General features: G+C 59.2%; 13 protein-coding genes. 8 read left to right on the top strand and 5 right to left on the bottom strand.

The features are described 5' to 3' along the window. Positions 1 to 1,872, bottom strand: coding sequence for a glutathione ABC transporter ATP-binding protein GsiA (gene gsiA / locus INF61_RS02840; protein ID WP_023296179.1), 1,872 nt, complete (start codon positions 1,870 to 1,872; stop codon positions 1 to 3). A gap of 11 nt (positions 1,873 to 1,883) precedes the next feature. Next, positions 1,884 to 2,822, bottom strand: coding sequence for a beta-aspartyl-peptidase (gene iaaA / locus INF61_RS02835; RefSeq protein ID WP_032653073.1), 939 nt, complete (start codon positions 2,820 to 2,822; stop codon positions 1,884 to 1,886). Positions 2,823 to 3,011: 189 nt separating this feature from the next. Between iaaA and moeA the strand changes: the two genes are divergently transcribed. Further along, positions 3,012 to 4,244, top strand: a complete 1,233-nt coding sequence (gene moeA, locus INF61_RS02830) for a molybdopterin molybdotransferase MoeA (protein WP_022650670.1) — start codon at positions 3,012 to 3,014, stop codon at positions 4,242 to 4,244. Between the two features lies 1 nt (position 4,245). Beyond that, the gene (moeB, locus tag INF61_RS02825; protein WP_017693746.1) at positions 4,246 to 4,998 is read left to right on the top strand and encodes a molybdopterin-synthase adenylyltransferase MoeB; all 753 of its coding nucleotides are present in this window, start codon (positions 4,246 to 4,248) and stop codon (positions 4,996 to 4,998) included. A gap of 86 nt (positions 4,999 to 5,084) precedes the next feature. Here the strand turns inward: moeB and fsa are convergent, their stop codons facing one another. Then, a complete protein-coding gene (gene fsa, locus INF61_RS02820; RefSeq protein WP_017384896.1) occupies positions 5,085 to 5,747 on the bottom strand; it encodes a fructose-6-phosphate aldolase in 663 nt (220 codons plus the stop codon). Between the two features lie 127 nt (positions 5,748 to 5,874). Here fsa and INF61_RS02815 point away from each other — a divergent pair, with 127 nt between their 5' ends. From INF61_RS02815 to INF61_RS02800, 4 genes are all read left to right on the top strand, one after another. Further along, entirely contained in the window at positions 5,875 to 6,774 is a 900-nt protein-coding gene (locus INF61_RS02815) for a glycyl-radical enzyme activating protein (protein ID WP_193547506.1), read from the top strand. 4 nt (positions 6,775 to 6,778) lie between these two features. Beyond that, complete coding sequence (locus tag INF61_RS02810; protein WP_047740598.1) at positions 6,779 to 9,211, top strand: formate C-acetyltransferase/glycerol dehydratase family glycyl radical enzyme; 2,433 nt, start codon at positions 6,779 to 6,781, stop codon at positions 9,209 to 9,211. 218 nt (positions 9,212 to 9,429) lie between these two features. Continuing rightward, on the top strand, positions 9,430 to 10,245 hold the full coding sequence (locus INF61_RS02805; protein WP_149500228.1) for a Cof-type HAD-IIB family hydrolase: 816 nt from the start codon (positions 9,430 to 9,432) through the stop codon (positions 10,243 to 10,245). A 150-nt stretch (positions 10,246 to 10,395) separates the two neighbouring features. Beyond that, positions 10,396 to 11,652 carry a DUF1479 domain-containing protein gene (locus INF61_RS02800; RefSeq protein WP_017384899.1) on the top strand — a complete coding sequence of 419 codons (1,257 nt, stop codon included), beginning with the start codon at positions 10,396 to 10,398 and terminating at the stop codon, positions 11,650 to 11,652. Here INF61_RS02800 and INF61_RS02795 read toward each other — a convergent pair. After that, the gene (locus INF61_RS02795; protein WP_045906644.1) at positions 11,649 to 12,722 is read right to left on the bottom strand and encodes a LacI family DNA-binding transcriptional regulator; all 1,074 of its coding nucleotides are present in this window, start codon (positions 12,720 to 12,722) and stop codon (positions 11,649 to 11,651) included. The genes INF61_RS02800 and INF61_RS02795 overlap by 4 nt on opposite strands. Before the next feature lie 286 nt (positions 12,723 to 13,008). On the opposite strand from INF61_RS02795, the gene INF61_RS02790 reads away from it, so the two are divergent. Together INF61_RS02790 and INF61_RS02785 are read left to right on the top strand one after the other, a co-directional pair. After that, positions 13,009 to 14,310 carry an MFS transporter gene (locus INF61_RS02790; protein WP_017384901.1) on the top strand — a complete coding sequence of 434 codons (1,302 nt, stop codon included), beginning with the start codon at positions 13,009 to 13,011 and terminating at the stop codon, positions 14,308 to 14,310. A 17-nt stretch (positions 14,311 to 14,327) separates the two neighbouring features. Further along, positions 14,328 to 16,691 carry a glycoside hydrolase family 31 protein gene (locus INF61_RS02785; protein ID WP_193547505.1) on the top strand — a complete coding sequence of 788 codons (2,364 nt, stop codon included), beginning with the start codon at positions 14,328 to 14,330 and terminating at the stop codon, positions 16,689 to 16,691. An 83-nt stretch (positions 16,692 to 16,774) separates the two neighbouring features. Here INF61_RS02785 and INF61_RS02780 read toward each other — a convergent pair whose 3' ends face one another. Further along, positions 16,775 to 18,370, bottom strand: a complete 1,596-nt coding sequence (locus INF61_RS02780; protein ID WP_023296172.1) for an ABC-F family ATPase — start codon at positions 18,368 to 18,370, stop codon at positions 16,775 to 16,777. Between the last annotated feature and the right edge of the window lie 167 nt (positions 18,371 to 18,537).

Below are 18,537 nucleotides of genomic sequence, written 5' to 3'. Positions count from 1 at the left end.
TTATAACCGCGAGAATGCATTGCCCTGACGCGGTGGTGCGACAAAATGACCGGGTCCCACCTCACGCAGCGCCACGCGCTCCAGGGTTTCGCCCCGTTTACGAATATTGCTCGGCATTTCGTCCTGCAACAGCACGCGCTGGGCGTGACGATGCTCAGGATCGGCAACCGGTACGGCAGCCATCAGCTTGCGGGTGTAAGGGTGCTGCGGGTTTTCAAACACCGCCCGACGGGGGCCGATTTCAACAATTTGCCCCATGTACATCACCGCCACGCGATGGCTGATCCGCTCCACCACCGCCATATCGTGGGAGATAAACAGAAACGCAATGCCCAAATCCCGCTGTAAATCGAGCAGGAGATTGATGATTTGCGCGCGGATAGAGACATCCAGCGCTGACACGGACTCATCCGCAATCACCACTTTCGGATTGAGGGCCAATGCCCTCGCAATGCAGATACGCTGACGCTGACCGCCAGAAAATTCGTGCGGATAACGCCAGGCATGCTCCGGCTTCAGGCCCACGCGCTCCAGCAGCCATGCGACGCGGCGCTGCGCGGCTTCACCGTCGAGCAGGTTATGCACCCGCAGTGGCTCCATAATCGAGTACCCCACCGTATGGCGCGGATCGAGCGACGCATAAGGATCCTGGAATATAAACTGAATATCCCGGCGCACCGCCTGCAATTTACTGTTAGGGAGCGTGTCGATGCGCTCACCGTTGAAGGTGATGCTCCCCTCCTGCGACGCCACCAGCCTGAGCAGCGCCCGCCCGGTGGTGGATTTACCGCAGCCGGACTCCCCCACCAGCGCCAGCGTTTCGCCCGGCCAGAGATCAAAACTGACGTTTTCAACCGCATGCACTTCGCGCTTCACGCGATTGAGGATCCCGCTACGCAGCGGGAAACGGGTCACCAGGTCACGCACTTCGAGGATTGGCCTGCCGGGAACCACCGTATCCTGCTCGGTTTCGTCTTCCTGCTGGCCCTGTTCGGTCTGTGAGAACAGCGGAAAACGGCGCGGAAAATCACTGCCATTCATGGCCCCCAGACGCGGGACCGCCGCCAGCAGCGCTTTGGTATAAGGATGCACCGGCGCATGAAAGACCTGCTCCACCGTGCCGGTTTCCACGGCATTGCCCTGATGCATAACCAGCACCCGATCGGCAATATCCGCCACCACCCCCATATCGTGGGTGATGAAAATCACCCCCATCTCCATCTCCTGCTGCAATACCTTAATCAGTTGCAGGATCTGGGCCTGAATGGTGACATCCAACGCCGTGGTGGGTTCGTCCGCAATGAGCACCGCCGGACGGCACGACAGCGCCATCGCAATCATCACCCGCTGGCGCATGCCGCCGGAAAGCTGATGCGGATAGCGGGACAAAATCGCGTGCGCCTCAGGGATACGCACCAGCTCCAGCATCCGTTTTGCTTCGTTGAGCGCCTCATCACCGCTCAGTCCCTGATGCAGGCGGATAGATTCGGCAATCTGCTCGCCCACCGGAAAAACCGGGTTCAGGGAGGTCATCGGCTCCTGAAAAATCATCGCAATATCTGCCCCGCGCACCCCCTGCATCTGGGACGCACTCAGCTCGTTGAGATCGATAACCTGACGGTTGCGACGGCGCAACAGCATCCGCTCGCTGGTGACCTGCCCGCCCGTCTGCTCAAGCAGACGCATCAGCGCCAGCGCGGTAACGGATTTACCGGAACCTGATTCGCCAACAATCGCCAGCGTCTCGCCGCGCCTGAGCGAAAACGATAAATTCTGTACTGCGGGGATGAACTGCCGCTCTTCCTGAAACGCAATATTCAGTTGGTGGACAGCCAGCACTTCGCAGTTGTCCAGCTCTTCACGGTGCGGCACGCAATGCCCCCTTATTCACGATAAATGCCTGTGCTGGGCGCATCGCCGGCATACCCCCACGCCCGGTACATCCCTTCACTGTTGAACGGCAGAGCCACGTTGCCCTCCCGATCCACCGCAATTAAGCCGCCAATCCCGCCCAGCGCCGGCAGTTTCTCCATCACTACCCGCTCGCAGGCCTCACTCAGGCTTAATCCGCCGTAATCCATTAGCGCGGTAATGTCGTAGGCCGCCAGCGCGCGGATAAACACTTCGCCGGTGCCGGTGCATGACACCGCCGCGGTGGCGTTATTGGCGTAACACCCGGCCCCCGGCAGCGGGCTGTCGCCGACGCGACCGGGAAGTTTGTTGGTCATACCGCCTGTCGACGTCGCGGCGGCGAGGTTACCGGCTTTATCCAGCGCCACCGCGCCTACCGTGCCCATTTTGCTGCGTTCATCGAGCGGCGCGGCATGGTCCAGCTGCGTCATCCCCGCTGTACGGGCGTCCACCAGTTGCCGGTAACGCTCCTCGGTGGAGAAAAGATCGGGCGAGATCGTGTCCATCCCGTGCTCGACGGCAAATTTTTCCGCCCCCGCCCCGGCCAGCAGCACATGCGGGCTTTGTTCCATCACCAGACGCGCGGCCAGCACCGGATTACGCAGACGGCTGACGCCTGCTACCGCGCCCGCCTTCAGGGTGACGCCGTCCATCACGCAGGCATCCAGCTCGTGCGTTTCATCGCGCGTAAAGACCGAGCCAATACCGGCATTAAACAGCGGGCACTCCTCCAGCAGACGTACTGCTTCGGTCACCACGTCCAGCGCGCTGTCGCCCACTTCCAGCATCCGCTGGCCTGTTTCCACAATGGCGTTCAGCGCATCAATATAACGCTTCTCCTGCTCGGGACTGAGCTGTGCACGGGTGATTGCCCCGGCACCGCCATGAATTGCGATAACCGCTTTACTCATTTCGCATCACCCATCAGCCTGGCTGGCTGCTTTTTCTATAAATATCATTATCGTCGACGAATCTTCAGATGATTTTTGAATATAGAAAGACGCAACTGTGATGTAAAGCGTACACCCATCGGGTCATACAGTTAGCCGCACTTTTCTGCCATAATGAGCGCTTTCGTTGTTACTCCGCAGGAGCCCACCATGGATTTTACCGCCGGACTGATGCCGCTTGAGACGGCACTCTCGCAGATGCTTGACCGCATTACTCCACTGCACGACGTTGAGACACTGCCGCTTGTGCGCTGTTTTGGCCGTATTGCCGCGCGCGATATCGTCTCGCCGCTGAACGTGCCGGGGTTCGATAACGCGGCGATGGACGGCTATGCCGTACGTCTGGCGGATCTGCAAACGGGTCAGCCGCTGCCGGTGGCAGGTAAAGCGTTTGCCGGGCAGCCGTTTAACGGTGAGTGGCCAGCGGGCACCTGCGTGCGCATTATGACCGGGGCACCGGTGCCAAAGGGCTGTGAAGCCGTGGTGATGCAGGAAGAGACCGAACAAACGGACGACGGCGTGCGCTTTACCGCCAGCGTCAAAGCGGGACAGAATATCCGCCACATCGGGGAAGACATTACCCTGGGCGCAACGGTCTTTGCCGCCGGGCAAAAGCTGACGGTCGCCGAACTGCCGGTGCTGGCATCGCTTGGCATCGCGGAGATTGACGTGGTCCGCAAAGTGCGCGTGGCGGTGTTCTCCACGGGAGACGAGCTACAGCTTCCGGGTCAGCCGCTGAACGAGGGGCAGATTTACGACACCAACCGTCTGGCGGTGCACCTGATGCTTGAGCAGCTGGGCTGTGAGGTGATTAACCTCGGTATCATTCCTGACGATCCGCAAAAACTGCGCGCGGCGTTTATCGACGCTGACGCCTCTGCCGACGTGGTGATCAGCTCCGGCGGCGTATCGGTTGGCGAAGCGGATTACACCAAAACCCTGCTTGAAGAGCTGGGCGAAATCGCCTTCTGGAAGCTGGCGATTAAACCGGGCAAACCGTTCGCGTTTGGCAAACTTCCGCACAGCTGGTTCTGTGGCCTGCCGGGTAACCCGGTCTCTGCCGCGCTGACCTTCTACCAGCTGGTGATCCCGCTGCTGGCGAAGCTTTCAGGCAACAATGCCAGCCCGCTGCCGGAGCGTGTGCGCGTGCGGGCGGCAACGCGCCTCAAAAAATCACCGGGCCGTCTCGATTTCCAGCGCGGCATTCTGGCGCGCAACGCCGACGGCGAGCTGGAGGTGAGCACCACCGGGCATCAGGGTTCGCACATCTTTAGCTCCTTCAGTCAGGGTAACTGCTTTATCGTGCTGGAGCGCGATCGCGGCCACGTTGAGGCGGGCGAATGGGTTGAAGTGGAACGCTTTAACCACCTGTTCGGAGGCTGACATGACGGTGGAACTGAGCGACCCGGAGATGATGCGCTATAACCGCCAAATCGTGCTGCGCGGGTTTGATTTCGAGGGCCAGGAAGCGCTCAAAGCGGCCAGCGTGCTGGTTGTGGGTCTTGGCGGGCTGGGCTGCGCGGCAGCGCAATACCTGGCTGCGGCGGGCGTCGGCAGCATGACGCTGCTGGATTTCGACACCGTGTCGGTGTCCAACCTGCAACGCCAGACGCTGCACAGCGACGCGACGGTCGGTCAGCCTAAAGTGGAATCAGCACGCACGGCGCTGGCGCGCATTAACCCCAACGTTCAGTTCACCCTGATTGACGCGATGCTGGATGACGACGCGCTGTTTGCCCAGATTGCACGGCATGACCTGGTGCTGGACTGCACCGATAACGTCGCCATTCGCAACCAGCTCAATGCGGGTTGCTTTGCCCATAAAACGCCGCTGATTTCCGGCGCGGCCATCCGCATGGAGGGACAAATCACCGTCTTCACCTACGCTGAAGGAGAGCCCTGCTACCGCTGCCTGAGCCGTCTGTTTGGCGAGAATGCGCTGACCTGCGTCGAGGCGGGCGTGATGGCGCCACTGGTTGGCGTTATCGGTTCCTTGCAGGCGATGGAGGCGATCAAAGTGCTGGCGCACTACGGCACGCCCGCAGCGGGTAAAATCGTGATGTATGACGCGATGACCTGCCAGTTTCGCGAGATGAAGCTGATGCGTAACCCGGGGTGTGAGGTGTGCAGCAAATAAAAAAGTCGGGTGGCGGCTTCGCCTTACCCGACCTACAACGGCCCGAGCGTAGGCCGGGTAAGCGTCAGCGCCACCCGGCAACAGCGTCAAATAGACGTCCGTCCAAACGCCCCCTGCCAGTCCTGCTCAAACTTCACAATTGCCGCATCCACGGCCGGAGAGGTAATAAACTGCTGCGCCACGTCCAGCGGCAGCGTGATGGACTCGCACCCTGCCAGCAGGCAGTCCAGCGCCTGGCGCGGGGTTTTAAAGCTCGCCGCCAGCACTTTTGACTGCGGGGCATGCAGGGTCAGCAGCTGTTGCAGTTCGACTACCGTCTGGATCCCGTCCCCGCCCTGCGCGTCCACGCGGTTCACGTAAGGAGCCACATACTCAGCCCCCGCCAGTGCGGAGAGCATCCCCTGTGCTGCGCCGTACACCGCCGTACCCAGCGTCGGGATCCCTTCTGCTTTCAGCATTTTGATCGCCGCCAGCCCTTCAGCGGTCACGGGCACTTTCACCACCAGGTCATTGATTATCGCGCGCAGCTTACGTGCGTCTTCCACCATTCCCTCGGCGGTCTTCGCCATCACCTGAGCGAACAGCCGGCCCTTGCCGCCCAGCGCGTCGTGCAGCGCGGGCAGCAGCTCTTCCAGAGGCGTTTTACCCGCCGCCACAATGCTTGGGTTAGTGGTCACGCCCGCCAGCGGGAAGATACGCGCCAGCTTTTTGACTGCCGCAACGTCAGATGTGTCGAGATAAAGTTCCATGATGTCACCCTCAAAATTAGCCTGCACTTACCCTATCACAGCAAAACCTGCTCAGGAATTGACCCATATCAAGATGACTTTCATTCGAAAGTAATTTAATATTCATATGTAATTCGAGGGCAAGAAAATGATCTTCAATATACAGCGTTACTCCACCCATGACGGTCCCGGTATTCGAACCGTGGTATTCCTGAAAGGCTGCTCGCTGGGCTGTCGCTGGTGTCAGAACCCGGAAAGCCGCTCCCGCACGCGGGACGTCCTGTTTGATGCCCGCCTGTGCCTGGACGGCTGTGACCTGTGTCAGCAGGCCGCGCCGGGGTGTGTTGAACGCGCGCTGAACGGGCTGGTCATTCATCGTGAGAAGCTTAATGACGAGACGCTCACTGCCCTTACCGACTGCTGCCCGACCCAGGCGCTTACCGTCTGCGGTGAAGAGAAGCAGGTGGAGGAGATTATGGCCACCGTGCTGCGCGACAAGCCCTTCTACGACCGCAGCGGCGGCGGGATCACCCTCTCCGGCGGCGAGCCGTTCATGAACCCGGAGCTGGCACATGCCCTGTTTAAAGCCAGCCATGAACAAGGCATTCATACCGCCGTTGAAACCTGCCTTCACGTCCCCTGGCATTATATCGAGCCGTCACTGCCGTATGTCGATCTGTTCCTGGCGGACCTGAAGCATGTGGACAGTGACGTATTCAAACAGTGGACCGATGGCTCAGCCAGACGGATCCTGGACAACCTGAAGCGCCTGGCTGCCGCCGGGAAAAAAATCACCATTCGCGTGCCGCTGATCCAGGGCTTTAACGCCGATGAAACGTCGGTTACCGCCATTACCAATTTCGCCGCCGACGAACTCGGCGTTCACGATATTCATTTTCTGCCGTATCACACGCTGGGCATGAACAAATACACCCTGCTCGGCCAACCCTACTCTGCCCCTGACAAACCGCTGGATAACCCTGCCCTGCTGGACTTTGCGCAGCAGTACGCCTGCCAGAAAGGGTTAACCGCGACCTTACGAGGATAAACCTATGACAACCCTGAATCTCAACACCCTCAGCGAGCGCATTAAGGCGCACAAAACGGCGCTGGTGCATATCGTTAAGCCGCCGGTCTGTACCGAGCGCGCACAGCATTATACCGAAATGTATCAGCAGCATCTGGACAAGCCGATCCCGGTACGTCGCGCACTGGCCCTCGCCCACCACCTGGCAAAACGTACCATCTGGATCAAACACGACGAGCTGATTATCGGTAACCAGGCAAGCGAAGTGCGCGCCGCGCCGATTTTCCCGGAATACACCGTCTCCTGGATTGAGAAAGAGATCGACGATCTGGCGGACCGCCCGGGCGCAGGCTTTGCGGTGAGCGAAGAGAACAAGCGCGTGCTGCATGAGATCTGCCCGTGGTGGCGCGGCCAGACGGTGCAGGACCGCTGCTACGGCATGTTCACCGACGAGCAGAAAGGCCTGCTGGAAACCGGCATCATCAAAGCGGAAGGCAACATGACCTCCGGTGACGCACACCTGGCGGTGAATTTCCCGCTGGTGCTGGAGAAAGGGCTTGACGGCCTGCGCGCGAAAGTGGCCGAGCGCCGGGCGCGCATCAACCTGACGGTGCTGGACGATCTGCACGGCGACCAGTTCCTGAAAGCCATTGATATCGTGCTGGAAGCCGTAAGCCTGCACATCAAACGCTTTGCCGACCTGGCGCGTGAAATGGCCGCGACAGAAACCCGCGACAGCCGCCGCGACGAGCTGCTGGCCATGGCGGAAAACTGCGACGTGATTGCTCACGAGCCGCCAAAAACCTTCTGGCAGGCGCTACAGCTGTGCTACTTCATTCAGCTAATCCTGCAAATTGAGTCCAACGGTCACTCCGTCTCCTTTGCCCGTATGGACCAGTACCTTTACCCGTACTACCGCCGCGACGTGGAGCTGGACCAGAGTCTGGATCGCGAGCACGCCATTGAGCTGCTGCACAGCTGCTGGCTGAAGCTGCTGGAAGTGAACAAAATCCGCTCCGGCTCGCACTCCAAAGCCTCTGCGGGCAGCCCGCTGTATCAGAACGTCACCATCGGCGGCCAGAAGCTGGTCAACGGTGAACCGATGGACGCGGTCAACCCGCTCTCTTACGCCATTCTCGAATCCTGCGGCCGTCTGCGCTCCACCCAGCCGAACCTGAGCGTGCGCTACCACGCGGGCATGAGCAACGACTTCCTCGACGCCTGCGTGCAGGTGATCCGCTGCGGCTTCGGGATGCCGGCGTTTAACAACGATGAAATCGTCATCCCGGAATTTATCAAGCTCGGCGTGGAACGAGAGGACGCGTATGACTATGCGGCGATTGGCTGCATCGAAACCGCCGTCGGCGGCAAGTGGGGCTATCGCTGCACCGGCATGAGCTTTATCAACTTCGCCCGCGTGATGCTGGCGGCGCTGGAAGGCGGTCGCGACGCCACCAGCGGCCAGGTGTTCCTGCCGCAGGAAAAAGCGCTTTCTGCCGGTAACTTCGGGAATTTTGATGAGGTCATGGCGGCGTGGGATAACCAGATCCGCTACTACACCCGCAAATCCATTGAGATCGAGTACGTGGTGGACACCATGCTGGAAGAGAATGTCCACGATATTCTCTGCTCGGCGCTGGTGGACGACTGTATCGAACGCGCGAAAAGCATTAAGCAGGGCGGCGCGAAGTATGACTGGGTTTCCGGCCTACAGGTGGGGATCGCCAACCTCGGCAACAGCCTGGCAGCGGTGAAGAAGCTGGTGTTTGACCAGGGCGTTATCGGTCAGCAACAGCTGGCGGCGGCGCTGGCGGATGACTTCGAGGGGCTGACCCACGAGCAGCTGCGCCAGCGCCTGATCAACGGCGCGCCGAAGTACGGCAACGACGACGACAGCGTGGACCTGCTGCTGACCCGTGCCTACGAAACCTACATTGAAGAGCTGAAGCAGTACCATAACCCACGCTACGGCCGCGGCCCGATTGGGGGTAACTACTATGCGGGCACGTCGTCTATCTCCGCAAACGTGCCGTTTGGCGCAGCAACCATGGCAACGCCGGACGGCCGTAAAGCCCACACCCCGCTGGCGGAAGGGGCAAGCCCGGCCTCCGGTACCGACCACCTCGGCCCGACGGCGGTGATTGGCTCCGTGGGTAAACTGCCGACGGAAGCGATTCTCGGCGGAGTGCTGCTAAACCAGAAGCTGAACCCGTCGACGCTGGAAAACGACAGCGATCGCCAGAAGCTGATGGTGCTGCTGCGCACCTTCTTCGAGGTGCATAAAGGCTGGCACATTCAGTACAACATCGTCTCCCGCGAAACGCTGCTGGAAGCGAAGAAACACCCGGATCAGTATCGTGACCTGGTGGTGCGCGTCGCGGGTTACTCGGCGTTCTTCACCGCCCTGTCGCCGGATGCGCAGGACGATATTATCGCTCGTACTGAGCATACGCTGTAACGGTTTATCCCCTCTCCCTTGAGGGAGAGGGTTAGGGTGAGGGGGAAATGCGCACCCTGATGCCCTCACCCCGGCCCTCTCCCACGGGGAGAGGGAGAAAACACTAAAAACGGCAACTTCGGTTGCCGTTTTGCTTTGACTTTCGAATGAAATTAAATTTGTGCTCCCCGTCACCTTGTTATTAGAATGTTTCAAACGCAGTGACCCAGGAGCACAGTATGACCGTAAAAGTTATCGTCACCGATATGGACGGAACTTTCCTTGATGATGCCAAGCAGTACGATCGTGACCGCTTCCAGGCACAGTTTGAGCAGCTTAAAGCCCGCGACATTGAATTTGTTGTCGCCAGCGGCAACCAGTATTACCAGCTCATCTCCTTCTTCCCGGAGCTGAAAGATCAGATCTCCTTCGTCGCGGAAAACGGCGCGCTGGTCTTCGATCACGGCGAACAGATTTTCCACGGCGAACTGACGCGTCATGAGTCGCAGATCGTCATTGGCGAGTTGCTGAAAGACAAAGGGCTGAACTTTGTGGCCTGCGGGCTGGAGAGCGCGTACGTCAGCGATAAAGCACCAGAAGCGTTCGTGAAGCTGATGTCGAAACACTACCATCGCTTAAAACCCATCAGCGATTACCGCGAAATTGACGACGTGCTGTTTAAATTCTCCCTGAACCTGCCGGACAGCGATATCCCGAATCTGGTTGATAAACTGCATGTCTCCCTGGACGGCATCATGAAGCCGGTCACCAGCGGCTTCGGTTTTGTCGATTTGATTATCCCCGGCCTGCACAAGGCCAACGGCATCAGCCGCCTGCTTAAACGCTGGAAAGTCTCACCTCAGGCGTGCGTCGGCATTGGCGACAGCGGCAACGATGCGGAAATGCTGAAGCTGGTGAAATACTCCTTTGCGATGGGCAACGCGGCGGACACCATTAAAGAGGTCAGCCGTTACACTACCGACGATAACAACCATCAGGGCGCGCTGAATGTGATTCAGGCCGTGCTCGACGCGCACTCCCCGTTCGGCGCCTGATCCCCCTACCTGCCGGAGCCTCGCTCCGGCCTCTCACTCTTTTCCCATCCTGTGGCACCCGTCAAGGTTTTAAACTTGCATTAACTTTTTTTTAACTTAAAGTATCACTTGTAGACACTTTTACTTTCGAATGAAAGATGCGAGGCAGTTATGACCTTTACCAGCGAAACGTTGCCAGCGGACCATAAAGCGGCAATCCGTCAGATGAAACGTGAATTACGCGCGCAGATCGGCGACGTGCAGGCGGTGTTCGACCGGCTCAGCGATAAAATCGCCACCCGCGTGGCGGAAATCAACGCTCTCAAAAACAAAGGCGAAACCGTCTGGCCAGTGATCCCTTTTGCCGACGTGAAAAACGGCACGATCACCGCCGAACAGCGCGAAGCCGTTAAACGTCGCGGCTGCGCGGTGATCAAAGGCCACTTCCCGCGCGAGCAGGCGCTGGCGTGGGATCAGTCGATGCTCGACTACCTCGATCTGAACAAATTTGACGAGGTGTACAAAGGACCCGGCGATAACTTCTTCGGCACCTTAACGGCCTCTCGTCCGGAGATTTATCCGATCTACTGGTCTCAGGCGCAAATGCAGGCGCGCCAGAGTGAAGAGATGGCGCAGGTACAGTCATTCCTGAACCGTTTATGGACATTTGAGAGCAACGGTAAACAGTGGTTCGACCCGGACGTGAGCGTGATTTACCCTGACCGCATCCGCCGCCGCCCGCCGGGAACCACCTCGAAAGGACTTGGCGCACACACCGATTCTGGCGCGCTGGAGCGCTGGCTGCTGCCCGCTTATCAGCAGGTCTTTGCCCGCGTGTTTGACGGCAACGTTGAGAAATACGATCCGTGGAATGCCGCGCATCGTACCGAAGTGGAAGAGTACACCGTCGATAACACCACCAAATGCTCGGTGTTCCGCACCTTCCAGGGCTGGACGGCGCTGTCGGACATGATCCCCGGACAGGGCTTGCTGCACGTGGTGCCGATCCCGGAGGCAATGGCCTATATTCTGCTGCGTCCGCTGCTGGACGACGTGCCGGAAGACGAGCTGTGCGGCGTGGCGCCGGGGCGCGTGCTGCCGATTTCTGAGAAGTGGCATCCGCTGCTGATCGAAGCGTTAACCAGCATTCCGGCGCTGGAAGCCGGTGATTCCGTGTGGTGGCACTGCGATGTGATCCACTCCGTCGCGCCGGTGGAAAATCAGCAGGGCTGGGGCAACGTGATGTATATTCCTGCCGCGCCAATGTGCGAGAAGAATCTCGCCTATGCGAAAAAGGTCAAGGAAGCGCTGGAAACCGGCGCGTCACCGGGCGATTTCCCGCGCGAGGATTATGAGAAAAGCTGGCAGGGCCGCTTTACCGTGGCCGATCTCAACATCCACGGCAGGCGCGCGCTGGGCATGGCTTAACCGTCGTACAGCCCTTCCCGCTCTACGGCGGTACGTCGTTTCCCCTGACGTATCCGCCGGACCGACTCCCGCACGGTCAGCGTGCCGTTTAGCAGCAATGTTCCCACCGGCGCGTCCGGGCGCATCAGCCGCTGCTGGAGCATATGCACCGCTTCCGTTCCCAGCTCATCACGCGGAACATGTACCGCGGTTAAGGGCACATCCTGAATCGCCGCGAGATTAAAGCCGTCGATGCTCATCACCGAGACATCCTGCGGCACGCGCAGACCGTGTTTTTGCAGCGCGCTGATGGTCCCCGCCGCCATAAAATCACCACCAACCAGGAACGCCGTTGGCAGGTCCTTCCCTTTCTGCTGGTGAAGCCACTCGCTTACCAGCTGCTCCGTCTCTCTGGCGCTGAAGCTGGACACCATCAGCAGGTCGCGCCTGTCGCTGAACCTGAGGTTATGACCGTGCCACGCGTCGCGGATCCCGGACAGGCGCAGCTCCATGGTGTAGCGACGCAGGCACAGCACGTTCATCACCTCCCGGTGCCCCATCTCGAACAGGTACTCTGCCGCCCGCTCGCCAATCGCGCGATGATCCGGCGCGACGGCGGGCAGGCGCATGTGGCGGTCCCGGCAGTTAATCAGCATACAGGGTTTGCCCACGTCTACCGCCAGATCGTGGATATGCGGATCGTCGATACCAAGGAGGATCGCCGCCTGGGTGTCCACTTCGTTCATGCGGGCCAGAAACAGCTGGGCATCGCTGTCGTTCTCCTCCAGCGCACAGTAACGCAGACGCACCTCGTGCGAGGCCAGCCCTTTGCTCACGCTCTGGATGACGCGGTAGTAAAAGATGTCGGACCGCTCGTCAAACGCCCGCTGCGGGGCAAACACCACCAGGCTGTTAAGCAGCAGACGCCCCGCCGCCATGCCGTCCATTACCCCCAGCTCCCGCGCGCACGCCAGCACCTTTGACCGTGCTTTTTCGCTGGTGTTTGCCTTCCCCGCCAGCACGCGAGAAACGGTGCTGATGGAGAGCTGCGTCCGGGCGGCGATTTCGGTGATTTTAAGCCTTTTGTCCATTTTGTGATCTGGCTCCGGATGTGAAATGAAAAAATTCTCACAACTTGTTTATCAGGTAATAACTTGCGAGAAGGCCATAATGCCGAAAATTAAACCTCGGTTATGAGAAAGTTTGCACAAAATCCACTATTCCCTGCCCAATTTCTTTCTTAAGGTGAACCTGTCACACAACTTCCATACTAGTTGTATAGCAGCTTAGCGCTCTAAAACAGATAACTTTCAAACGCCTGACGCTGTGTGACACCTGAACCTTTGTCCCCTTACCGTCCGTCTTGTGGAGAAGAAAATGAGTCAGGACATCAATAACACCGTAGCGACAAGCAAAACACGTCGCGTCATCAGGAACCTGCGCTGGTACGTACTGGTGCTGTTTCTTCTCGGCGTGACCGTTAACTACATCACCCGTAATTCGTTAGGTATTCTCGCCCCTGAACTGAAAGAGAGCCTCGGGATCACCACCGAGCAGTACTCCTGGATCGTCGGCGCGTTCCAGATCGCCTACACCATTTTCCAGCCCCTGTGCGGCTGGCTGATTGACGTTATCGGCCTGAAAATCGGCTTTATGGTCTGCGCCGGGATCTGGGCGCTGATGTGTATCTTCCACGCGGGTGCCGGAAGCTGGCTGCACCTGGCGATTCTGCGCTTCTTTATGGGTGCCTCTGAGGCCGCCGCCACGCCAGCGAACGCCAAAACCATCGGTGAATGGTTCCCGAAATCAGAGCGCCCTGTTGCCGCAGGCTGGGCGGGGGTAGGCTTCTCCATTGGGGCCATGCTGGCCCCGCCTATCATCTACTTTGCCCACGCGTCGTTCGGCTGGCAGGGTGCGTTTATGTTTACCGGCGTGCTGGCGCTGCTGTGGGTGATCCTGTGGTGGGCGTTTTATCACAACCCGGAACAGCACCCGAACCTGAGCCGCGATGAACTGGCGTTTATCAAGCAGGATAACGAACCTGCGCCGGTCAAACTGCCCTTCCTGACCGCGCTGAAAACCGTCTCGAAGAACAAACGTTTCTACGGTATCGCCATCCCGGCCTTTATGGCGGAACCGGCCTGGGCCGTGCTGAGCTTCTGGGTGCCGCTGTACCTCGCCAAAGAGCACGGTATGGATTTGAAGCAGATCGCGATGTTCGCCTGGCTGCCGTTCCTGGCCGCCGACCTCGGCAGCGTGGCGAGCGGCTACCTCACCCGGCTCTACACCCGCTGGTTTGGCTGCACCCGCGTCAACTCGGTGGTAGCCAGCTCCGTCACCGGCGCGTTTCTGATGATTTCTCTGGCCGTCGTGGCCGTGACCCGCGACCCGTATATCACCATCGTGCTGATCTCCATCGGCGGCTTCGGGCACCAGATCATCTCCTGCATGCTTAGCGCGCTGGTCGTGGAGTCGTTCGACAAAGGCCAGATGGCGACGGTCAACGGCATGCGCGGCTCGGCGGCGTGGATCGCCAGCTTCCTGTTCTCCCTTTTGATTGGGGTGACCGCCGACAAAATCGGCTTTAACCCGCTCTTTATCGCCATGGGCTTCTTTGACCTGCTTGGCGCTGTCTTCCTGGTGGCATTTATTGCTGAACGTCGCGCCAAGCGCGCCTGATAGTGGATGTATTGCATATGAAAACCCTGAAAAACTGGACCGTCGATACGCAGTCGGCGAATCATCTGGAACTGCTAATCGATAACCAGCACCGCCTGTGCCTGTACGTGCTGGAAGAGAACCTGTTCCGCGTGCTGATCAAACGTAAAGGCGAGCTGGCGCTGAACCGCACCTGGAGCATCGCGCCGGAACAAGATGTGCCGTGGGAAGGCCGCCGTCGTGACGATGTCAGCGGCTTCACCTGCCCTGCCTGGACGCTGACGCAGCAGGACGACACGTTAACCGTAGCGACTGAACAGCTGCGCGTCACCGTCCACCAGCCGCTGTGGCTGGAGTGGCACTACCGCAATGAGGCGGGCGAGTGGCAGCCGCTGGTCAATGACCGCCCGACCAGCGCCTACCTGCTGAACGCCCACGGTGACGGCGTGGCGCACTATCTTAGCCGTCGTAAGGATGAACGTTTTTACGGTCTGGGTGAGAAAGCGGGTGATTTACAGCGCAACGGCAAACGCTATGAGATGCGTAACCTGGACGCGATGGGCTATAACGCGGCCAGCACCGATCCGCTTTACAAGCACATCCCGTTCACCCTCACCCGTCGCGATGACGTGAGCTACGGTCTGTTCTACGATAACCTGAGCAACTGCTGGCTGGATCTGGGTAACGAGATCGACAACTATCACACCGCCTACCGCCGCTGGCAGGCGGAAGCGGGCGATATTGACTACTACCTCTTCACCGGCAAGCGCGTGCTGGACGTGACGAAAGCCTTCGTGCGCCTGACGGGGAAAACGCTGTTCGGACCGAAGTGGAGCCTGGGCTACAGCGGCTCGACCATGCACTACACCGACGCGCCGGACGCGCAAAACCAGCTGATGAACTTCATCCGCCTGTGCGATGAGCATGCCATTCCGTGCGACTCGTTCCAGCTCTCCTCCGGCTATACCTCGATTAACGGCAAGCGCTACGTCTTTAACTGGAACTACGACAAAGTGCCGCAGCCGAAGGTGATGAGCCAGGCGTTCCACGACGCGGGGCTGCGGCTTGCGGCCAACATCAAGCCGTGTCTGTTGCAGGATCATCCCCGCTACAGCGAAGTGGCGGAACGCGGCCTGTTCATTCGTGATTCAGAAACCGATGCGCCTGAACGTTCCAGCTTCTGGGATGACGAAGGATCGCATCTCGACTTCACCAACCCGCAGACGGTGCAGTGGTGGCAGAACGGCGTGACCACGCAGCTGCTGGAGATGGGCATCGACTCCACCTGGAACGACAACAACGAGTATGAAGTGTGGGACGGGGAAGCGCGCTGCTATGGCTTCGGTCAGGAGATCGCCATCAAGCACATTCGCCCGGTGATGCCGCTGCTGATGATGCGCGCCTCGCTGGAAGCGCAGCAGCGCTTTGCGCCGGAGAAACGTCCGTATCTGATCTCCCGCTCCGGCTGCGCCGGGATGCAGCGCTACGTTCAGACCTGGAGCGGCGACAACCGCACCAACTGGGACACCCTGCGTTATAACATCCGCATGGGGCTGGGCATGAGCCTGTCCGGACTGTTCAACGTCGGTCACGACGTCGGCGGTTTCTCCGGCGACAAGCCGGATGCCGAGCTGTTCGTGCGCTGGGTACAGAACGGCGTGATGCACCCGCGCTTTACCATTCACTCGTGGAACGATGATCACACGGTGAACGAGCCGTGGATGTACCCGGGCGTCACGCCTGCGATTCGCAGCGCCATTGAACTGCGCTACCGCCTGCTGCCGTATCTCTACACCCTGCTCTGGCAGGCGCACGCCGACGACGAGCCGATGCTGCGCCCGACCTTCCTCGATCATGAGCACGATGCGCAGACGTTTGAAGAGTGCGACGACTTCCTGCTGGGCCGTGACCTGCTGGTGGCCAGCGTCGTCGAAGCCGGGCAGCGCGAGCGCCGCGTCTGGCTGCCGGATAACGAAACGGGCTGGTACGATTTTTACACCCACGCGTGGTATGCGGGCGGCCAGGCGATCGTCCTTGATGCGCCGCTGGAAAAGCTGCCGCTGCTGGTACGCGCCGGGGCCGGTTTGCCGCTCAGCGAGCGCATCCGTCACGTGAGCGCAGATAAAGACGATACCCGTGAGCTGAAACTGTTCCCGGTGAAAGGCGTCGGCACCACCGCCGGGCTGCTGTTTGAGGATGACGGCGAAAGCTGGGGCTACCAGGACGGCAATGCGCTGTGGGTGGAATGGGAGATGGTGTGCGACGGCGCAAGTATCAACCTGAAGGTGAATGCGCGCGGCGACTATCGTCCGGCATGGAAGGCGCTGAAGGTGTCATTACCGGCGGGGGAAAAACGTACGCTGCGGGTGAACGGAGTTGAAGGGGGCGAGTGGGTGCTCTGAACAATGCCGGGTGGCGGCTTCGCCTTACCCGGCCTACAAACTGATCCGTAGGCCCGGTAAGCGAAGCGTCACCGGGCTTTTTTTTAGCCGTCGATACCTTTACTGCGCAGGTAATCTTCGTAGTTACCGGTGAAGTCCACCACGCGCTCTGGCGTAATTTCGATCACGCGGGTCGCCAGCGAGCTAACGAACTCACGGTCGTGAGAGACGAAGATCAGGGTGCCCTGATACATCTCCAGCGCCATGTTCAGCGACTCAATAGATTCCATATCCAGGTGGTTGGTCGGTTCGTCCATCACCAGAATATTCGGTTTTTCCATCATCAGCTTGCCGAACAGCATACGGCCCTTTTCACCACCGGAGAGCACTTTGGCGGGCTTTTTGATGTCGTCCTGGCTGAACAGCAGACGCCCCAGAATGCTGCGTACCGCCTGCTCGTCGTCGCCTTCCTGCTTCCACTGGCTCATCCAGTCGAAGACGGTCAGATCGTTTTCAAACTCATATTCATGGTCCTGCGCGTAGTAACCAATCTGCGCGTTTTCAGACCATTTCACGGTACCGTTATCCGGTTGCAGTTCACCGACCAGGGTTTTCAGCATAGTGGATTTACCCACGCCGTTGGCGCCGAGGATGGCAATCTTCTCGCCCACTTCCAGCAGCAGGTTGAAGTTTTTGAACAGCGGGCCTTCATCGAAGCCTTTGGTGAGGGCTTCCACTTCCAGCGCGTTACGGAACAGCTTCTTGTCCTGCTCGAAGCGAATGAACGGGTTCTGACGGCTGGAGGCTTTAACCTCTTCCAGCTTGATTTTGTCGATCTGACGGGCACGCGACGTTGCCTGGCGCGATTTAGAGGCGTTGGCGCTGAAGCGGCTGACGAAGGATTGCAGGTCAGCAATCTGCGCTTTCTTCTTGGCGTTGTCGGCCAGCAGACGCTCGCGCGCCTGGGTTGCCGCCGTCATGTACTCATCGTAGTTGCCCGGATAAACGCGCAGCTCGCCGTAGTCCAGATCCGCCATGTGGGTACACACCATGTTCAGGAAGTGACGGTCGTGCGAGATGATGATCATGGTGCTGTCGCGATCGTTCAGCGTCTGCTCCAGCCAGCGGATGGTGTCGATGTCCAGGTTGTTCGTCGGTTCGTCGAGCAGCAGGATGTCCGGGTTAGAGAACAGCGCCTGTGCCAGCAGCACACGCAGCTTCCAGCCTGGCGCGACTTCGCTCATCGGGCCGTAATGCTGTTCAACCGGAATACCGACGCCCAGCAGCAGTTCGCCCGCACGCGCTTCCGCAGAGTAGCCGTCCATTTCGCCGTATTGCGTTTCCAGGTCGGCCACTTTGTAACCGTCTTCTTCGCTCATCTCAGCGAGACCGTAGATACGATCGCGCTCCTGCTTCACTTCCCACAGCTCCGCGTGCCCCATGATCACGGTGTCGAGCACGGTGAACTCTTCGAAGGCGAACTGATCCTGACGCAGCTTACCGATGCGCTCGTTAGGGTCGAGCGACACGTTACCGAGCGTTGGCTCCAGGTCACCGCCGAGGATCTTCATAAAGGTGGATTTTCCGCTACCGTTGGCACCAATCAGGCCGTAACGGTTGCCGCCGCCAAATTTGACGGAAATGTTTTCGAACAGCGGCTTACTGCCAAACTGCATAGTGACGTTGCTGGTAACTAACACGGAGAGATTCCTGCGAAAAGTGTGATAAACGCGGCATTATGCCACAATTCCGAATTGAGATCCCCTGTTGCGGTAATCCACTAAACTTTAACAAAATCGAAAAAAATGTGATTTCGTACACATCTGAATTCCCAGTTAACGGGAATGCACATATAATGCGCTCCCAT

It is taken from the genome of Enterobacter cloacae complex sp. P18RS, assembly GCF_014982105.1.
Classification (GTDB): Bacteria; Pseudomonadota; Gammaproteobacteria; order Enterobacterales; family Enterobacteriaceae; genus Enterobacter; species Enterobacter hormaechei_C.
Note: the sequence above shows the minus strand (reverse complement) of the source record. Positions and strands in the feature narration are given on the sequence as shown.

Coding starts and splice junctions, on each gene's coding strand:
- iaaA (WP_032653073.1), bottom strand. CDS start 2,822: ATGAGTAAAGCGGTTATCGCAATTCATGGCGGTGCCGGGGCAATCACC.
- INF61_RS02795 (WP_045906644.1), bottom strand. CDS start 12,722: ATGGACAAAAGGCTTAAAATCACCGAAATCGCCGCCCGGACGCAGCTC.
- INF61_RS02810 (WP_047740598.1), top strand. CDS start 6,779: ATGACAACCCTGAATCTCAACACCCTCAGCGAGCGCATTAAGGCGCAC.
- moeB (WP_017693746.1), top strand. CDS start 4,246: ATGACGGTGGAACTGAGCGACCCGGAGATGATGCGCTATAACCGCCAA.
- INF61_RS02785 (WP_193547505.1), top strand. CDS start 14,328: ATGAAAACCCTGAAAAACTGGACCGTCGATACGCAGTCGGCGAATCAT.
- INF61_RS02790 (WP_017384901.1), top strand. CDS start 13,009: ATGAGTCAGGACATCAATAACACCGTAGCGACAAGCAAAACACGTCGC.
- moeA (WP_022650670.1), top strand. CDS start 3,012: ATGGATTTTACCGCCGGACTGATGCCGCTTGAGACGGCACTCTCGCAG.
- INF61_RS02800 (WP_017384899.1), top strand. CDS start 10,396: ATGACCTTTACCAGCGAAACGTTGCCAGCGGACCATAAAGCGGCAATC.
- INF61_RS02805 (WP_149500228.1), top strand. CDS start 9,430: ATGACCGTAAAAGTTATCGTCACCGATATGGACGGAACTTTCCTTGAT.
- INF61_RS02815 (WP_193547506.1), top strand. CDS start 5,875: ATGATCTTCAATATACAGCGTTACTCCACCCATGACGGTCCCGGTATT.
- fsa (WP_017384896.1), bottom strand. CDS start 5,747: ATGGAACTTTATCTCGACACATCTGACGTTGCGGCAGTCAAAAAGCTG.